This window comes from Bifidobacterium amazonense (assembly GCF_018555435.2).
GTDB classification, from domain to species: domain Bacteria; phylum Actinomycetota; class Actinomycetes; order Actinomycetales; family Bifidobacteriaceae; genus Bifidobacterium; species Bifidobacterium amazonense.
On sequence record NZ_JAFEJT020000095.1, the window covers coordinates 1 to 6,425 of the forward strand.

Sequence of the window (6,425 nt, forward strand, 5' to 3'; positions counted from 1 at the left end):
CTGCGCGAGCCGGCCGGGAACGCCGCTGCGGATGATGCCGCGACCGAACCGACGCGCCCATTCGACCGGTTCGGCCGGATCGTCGCTGATGGCGGCGACGGCGGAGAAGATGCGCACGTATCCCGACGATCCCGTGCACAGTCCGAACCGGGCCTGTCCGGATTCGTTCAGGTTGCGTGAGATGGCGGCGTCGCCCGCGACGACGGCCTTGGTCTTGACCGTTTCGACGGCCCGCAGCGCGGCCTGTTTGAAATCGTCGCGCCCGGTGGCCTTGGCGAAGTTCGCGAGGGCGAGGGCGATGCCGTCGCCGCCTTCGAGGAAGCCGTCGACCATCGCATGGTCCGGGAAGGATGCATAGCGTTCGCTCATGTCGTGCAGGCGCATGACCGGCCAGTGCGATCCGCTTTCGTCGCGGATCTCCTTGGCGAGCAGGTCTTCGCCGGCCCGTACGGCCACATCGGCGTATCGGGAGTCGCCGAGCGCGTCGCCGATCGACAGCAGCGCGTTGGAGATGCCGGCGTCGCCCCACAACGGCGACAGTCCGGTCCAGCCGTGCCCCGGCCGGTAGCGGTCGGCCACATGGTCGGCGATCTTCCGCGCGAGCGGAGTCCAGCGTCCGTCCGTACGGGCCGCTTCGGCGACCACCGCGGCGATGCCGGACAGTCCGCCGCAGTACGAGAAGTCGCCGTCGACGGCGATGAATTCGTGATCGGGACGCGTATAGACCTCCCACTGCCGTTCGATGTAGGACAGGGCCCGTTCGAGCCGTTCCGCGTCCTGCCCGTCGGCGAGTTCGCTGTGCAGTTTGGCCAACTGGAACCACGCCACGCCGGCCGCGCCGGTGTACAGGGACAAGGGACCGTAGTTGGCGCCCCATTCCTCGTGTTCCGGCCAGGTCACGAACGTGCCGTCGTCCGTCCACGCGCGGTCCACGTAGCGTTGCGCGTCGGCGATCGCCTGTTCGACTGTCGGCAGTTCGCTGCCCGGGAACGGCTTGCCGTCGTATTGCGGTCTGAGATTCGGTATGGTCAGCGTATTATCCGCTGTTTTGGTATCGGTCATGGTTATCTTCCCCCAAAGATAATGATCAGTGCATGTGTCTGATATTGATGCGAGATATTGATATGAGATATTGATGATTATCAACGAGAATCGATGACGAGACGGCCGCACATATAATGCGGATTTCCGTCACGTTATGGGATGGTTATCCCATGCTCCAGTCCGGGAATTTCAATACCGATGCCATACGTATTTCCCGTACGACATGCGGGCGAATAAGCCGAGACATGACATGCGATTGTCAGAAATCGTGTTCGGCCGGCAGCTTCTCGCCTGCGGTCACGGCCACGGCGAGCGTGTTCGACGCCGGCGCGAGCGGGCAGGTGCAGTATTGGCTGTATGCGCACGGCAGATTGGTGGCGCGGTTGAAGTCGATATGGTCCACGGACTTCGGATCGGTGACGTCGAAGGTCAGCACCCTGGCCCCGCCGTACGATTCCTTGCCGGAAGTGCCGTCGCGGAACAGCACCAGCCCCCGCCCGGCGCCGTGCCCCTGGAAGACGACCAGCCGCTGCGGCTTGCCGTCGAGTTCGAACTCCAGCTCGCCGATGGCCTGTTCGACATGGTTGAGATAGCTGAGCGACGCGTCCACCGTCACGTCGGTCACCGTCTCGTACGGGACGTACGTGGCCGGCACGACCCACTTGCGATTCGGCTCGAAATACGGCGTACCCTTGAAGTTCAGCCGTTTCGGAGCCTGCGGGTCGCGCACGCGCACGGCGTAGTGGTCGGTGCCGCCGATGCGTTTGATGAGTTCCGCCTTGACGTCGCGGTAGACGATGTCGACCACGTTGGCGTCCTCGTCGGTCGGCGTGATGTACCCGCGCGGCCCGTTGAGCGGCAGCGTATTGACGGTGACCACCTTCCCCGACTGCGGCGTGTAGGTCACCGTGTCGCCGTCCTGCCGCCATTCGCCCGGAAAGTCCGGCACCGCGACCGTCTCTCCGTCATGCAGCCAATCCAGTCCGATGACGGACAGGAATCCGTATTCCGAAGCGAATTGCCTGTCCTTGTCGTCATGCCACCGTCGCCATGCGTCGGCGAATTCCCGGTCGCTTTGCGACGATATGTTCTGGTACGAGACCATATATTCGTTCCCCCCCTGTGTCGGTGCGATCGTTCCCCAACGATCGCGCGATATACGATGTCAGCAACAGTGTTCGTTGTTCCTGATAATGACACTGTACCGCATGATTCGCGAATACAACACCGTCCCGTCATATGAAAAACTTATGGTCGATTACCGAATTACCGACCGGGCGTGGTCCTTCGACGGCGACCGAAAAAAGTAAAATACAACAAAACAAAAGGCATCGGCTCCCGCACGCATGCGGGAGCCGATGCCATGAACGCCGCGAATTGCCGCGAGCGTCAATACATACGAAATATGAACGACATACGCCGGCCACGCCCGGAAACCGTCAGCGCAGCAGCGGCAGCAGCGCGTCACCGAGACGATGCACGCCCTCGCGCAGCCGGTCGTCGCCGATCGCGGAGAATCCCATCCGGACATACGAGGCGTCCGGACGATCCGGATAGAACGAGTCGCCGCGCGTGACCAGCACGTTCTGCCGCGCCAACGCGTCCTGCACCCGCACGTCGTCGACGGCGATCCCGCGCGGCAGCCTCGCCCACAGGAAGAACCCTCCCTGCGGCTCGTCGAACAGCACCGACCCGCCGAACGTGTCGTGCAACGCCGTCGTCAACGTGCGCGCACGCCCGCGGTACAGCCGCCGTTCGGCGTCCAGCAGATCGTCGAACCAGACGGGGTCCTCCAGCAGCCGCGAGATCGCGTACTGGCCGATGGCGCTGCCGTTGCCGTCCACGCACAGCCGGATGGCCGCAAGTCGGCGCACCGCGTCGGCCGACGCGATCACCCATCCGACGCGCCATCCTGGCCCCAGCGTCTTCGAGAACGTGCCGATCTCATACAGCGGCGAATAGTCGTCCGCCTGCCGGTACCCCTGCGGGAAGCCGGCGGGCTCGTCATCGCCGAACCACAGGTCGCAGTACGGATCGTCCGCGATCACGGCGAACCCGTACCGGTCGGCGAGCTCGAGCAGACGCCGCTTATGCGCGCCGTCGGTCACCTCGCCGGTGAGATTCTGGAAATCGGGGATCGTATAGAACGCCTTGTACCGCGCGCCGCCGCGCAACTGCCGTTCGAGCCCGTCCAGATCGGCGCCGCCGCGGCGCAGCGCGAGCGTGTCCACCTGCGCGCCCAGCCGTCGGAAGATCCGCAATGCGAACGGGAACGTGGGCGTCTCCACCAGCACGCGGTCGCCCGGGTCGATCATCGCCTGCGCCGCCAGGAAGATGCCGTTCATGGCGCCATCGGTGATGAGCACGTTGTCGACCGATACGCCCCGCCACCGCGCCACCTGCTCGCGCAGCCGGCCGATGCCCGCCGGCGGGATGTACGACACCGATTTGAACGCCGTGCCGGCGTCCGTCAGCACGGCATGCGTCGCATCATCGTACGATCGGTAGGGCAGCACGCCCTCGTCCGGCACGCCGCCGGTCAGGTCGATCAGCGGCTTCGCGGCCCCGTCCGCCGCGTCGCGCCTGAGCGGCAGGAACGCCGGTCCGCCCAGATGGCCGGCGATCTGCGAATAGCCGGCCCGCACCGGCACGCCCCCGCTCACAGCCACTTCCCCGGATTGAGGATGCCCTGCGGATCCAAAGCCTGCTTGATGGCCCGCTGCACCGCAAGATCGCGTTCGCCCACCTGCAACGGCAGATAATCCTTCAGCCCCGTGCCGATGCCATGCTCGCCGGTGATGGTCCCGCCCAGTTCCAGCGCACGTAGCAGCAGCCGATGCCGGATGGCCGTGATCGACTCGGGCCGATCCACGTCGTCGGGCCTACGCTCGGCCAAGAACACCGCGTGCACGTTGCCGTCGCCGATATGCGCGGCGAAGGAGAACCCCACGCCCTCGCCCGCATGCGCGCGGGCCTCGCCCTCGATGTCGCGCAGGTAGGTCGCGACCTGCGAGAGCGGCACCGCGGCATCGACTTCGACCAGCCACCGCGGATGGTCCGACGGCGGGATCGCTCGGCCGGTGGTGCGCAGTTCCAGGAACGAAGCGACCTCGTCACCGTCGGGAGTGATCACGCTGGCGCCCACCCGGCGCAGCGCCTCCGCCACCAGCCGGATCTCCTCGTCGCCGGCCAGGCCGTCGGCCTGCACCAGCAGCATCCAGCGGGCGTCGCCCACGGCGGGCAGGTACCTGTCGGGATACGTCTGGATATAGGGCACGCCCATCAGATCGAACGTGGACACCTGCACGGGCACGGCCTGCACCGCGTTCACCGCATCGCCCACCTGCGCCAGATCGTCCAGGAACGCGATGGCCGACGCCTCGCGCAACGGTCTGGGCAGCAGCTTCAGCGTCGCCTCGACCACCACGCCGAGTGCGCCTTCCGAGCCGGTGAACAGTGAGGTCAGATCCAGTCCGGCGACGTTCTTCGCCACGCCGCGTCCGGTTTCGATGATCGAACCGTCCGCGAGCACTACCTTCAGCGACAGCAGCGACTGGCGCGTGGTGCCGTATTTCACGCAGTGGAAGCCGCCGGCGTTCGTGGCGATGTTGCCGCCGATGGTGGAGAATCCGGCGCTCGCCGGGTCGGGCGCGTAGTACAGGCCGCTGCCGTCCAGATACGCGTTGATGTCGGCGGTGACCACGCCGGCTTCGACCCGGATGGTCCGGCTGACCGGATCGAAGTCCAGGATGCGGTTCAGCCGCTCGGTCAGCAGCAGGATGCCGGCCCGCTCAGGCGCGGACAGGCCGCCGATGCCGGACCCTGCGCCTCTGGTGTACACCGGCACGCGCGCCGCGGAGGCCAGTCGCAGCACGTCGGCGATCTGTTGTGCGTTGTCCGGCGTGACCGCGGCGATGATCGGCCCCACGCCGTCCTGCCGCGACCGGCGCTGGATGCCGTCGATCGACGCGGGATCGACGATCACCAGCGGGTCCGGCAGTATGTCGCGCAATGCGTCGCGCAGCGTCTCCGCAGCGGATGCTTCCGCAGCAGTCGCTTCCGTCGCGGGCGCCCCCACGCCCGCGACCTTCCCCGGCCGCTCCTCCGCCGTGACGGCGGTGTCGGCCTGTTCCCAAGTAAGCGTTGTCATATGCATTCCCCAATGCTTGTGTGAATGTGATTCGTACGGCCGTTAGGCGACCCGCCCACGGGCGTCCCCACGCCCGTGTCCGGGGATCGCGTCCAACAGCGCCCGCGTGTATTCCTGCGTCGGATGGCGCAGCACCTGCGCGGCGTCCCCCTGTTCGATGAGCCGGCCCTTGCCCAGCACCGCGATCCGATCCGCGATATTGGAGACCACGCCCAGATCGTGCGAGACGAACACGGTGGACAGGTGCAGTTCGCGTTGCAACGAGGCGAGCAGGTCGAGGATCTGCGCCTGCACCACTACGTCCAGCGCGGACACCGGCTCGTCGAGGAACAGCACTTCGGGCCGTACCGCCAGCGCGCGGGCGATCGCGACGCGCTGGCATTGCCCGCCGGACAGTTCCGTTGGCTTGGCGGCGAGCACGGATTGCGGCAGGGCGACGAGATCGATCAGTTCGCGCACCCGCCTGGCGCGCTCCTGCCGGTTGCCGGCATGGAACGCCTGCAACGGCTCGGCGATGCTGCGCGCGATGGACAGCTTCGGGTCGAGCGAGTCGAAGGGGTTCTGCTGCACCAGCTGGAATTCCCGGCGGTGGCGTCGCAGCTGCCGGCCGTGCAGCGTGGACAGGTCGTTGCCGTTGACCTCGACGCTGCCCCGCGTCGGCGAGGACAGCGCGAGCGCCAGACGCAGCAGCGTGGTCTTGCCGGATCCCGACTCGCCCACGATGGCCAGCGTCTTGCCGGCCGGGGCCGTGAGCGTGACGTTGTCCAGCGCCTTGAACGCACCCCGTTTGGAGAACGCGGTGCGGTATTCCTTGGTGACGCCTTCCCAGCGTACGGCGTCGGCCGTCGCGTTCCGGTCGCCGTCCGCCGCCCCGAAGCCCTTGGAGACGACGTCCTGCGGCTGCGGCGCGCGGCGTTCGTCAATGCGGAACGACGGCGAGGCCGCCAGCAGCGTCGCCGTGTACTCCTGCGCGGGATGATCCAGCACGCGCGCCGCGTCGCCGGTCTCGACGACCTCGCCGTGATGCATGACCACCACGTCGTCGGCCCGGTCGGAGACGACTGCGAGATCGTGGGTCACCATGAGCACGGCGATGTCGCGGGCGCGGCTCAACGTGTCGATCAGGTCGAGGATCTTCTTCTGCACGGTCACGTCGAGCGCGCTGGTCGGCTCGTCGGCCACGATGATCTGCGGGTCGCTGGCGAGCGCCTGCGCGATGAGCACGCGCTGC

The 6,425-nt window shown here is 66.8% G+C and carries 5 protein-coding genes; all 5 read right to left on the reverse strand.

Features of this window, described 5'->3' with window-relative positions; translation table 11 throughout:
- A partial coding sequence (locus JS533_RS13110) for a lanthionine synthetase LanC family protein (RefSeq protein ID WP_241515205.1) occupies window positions 1-1,062 on the reverse strand: 1,062 nt, incomplete at its 3' end.
- A 241-nt stretch (window positions 1,063-1,303) separates the two neighbouring features.
- Window positions 1,304-2,149, reverse strand: coding sequence for a DUF1684 domain-containing protein (locus JS533_RS13115; protein ID WP_241515207.1), 846 nt, complete (start codon window positions 2,147-2,149; stop codon window positions 1,304-1,306).
- Between the two features lie 334 nt (window positions 2,150-2,483).
- Window positions 2,484-3,707: an aminotransferase-like domain-containing protein gene (locus tag JS533_RS13120; protein ID WP_241515209.1), complete on the reverse strand. Its 1,224-nt coding sequence runs from the start codon at window positions 3,705-3,707 to the stop codon at window positions 2,484-2,486.
- The gene (locus JS533_RS13125; RefSeq protein WP_241515210.1) at window positions 3,704-5,194 is read right to left on the reverse strand and encodes an FAD-binding oxidoreductase; all 1,491 of its coding nucleotides are present in this window, start codon (window positions 5,192-5,194) and stop codon (window positions 3,704-3,706) included. The genes JS533_RS13120 and JS533_RS13125 overlap by 4 nt, the downstream gene beginning before the upstream one ends.
- A gap of 42 nt (window positions 5,195-5,236) precedes the next feature.
- Window positions 5,237-6,425, reverse strand: a 1,189-nt coding sequence (locus JS533_RS13130; RefSeq protein ID WP_241515212.1) for an ABC transporter ATP-binding protein, incomplete at its 5' end; no start/stop codon positions are given.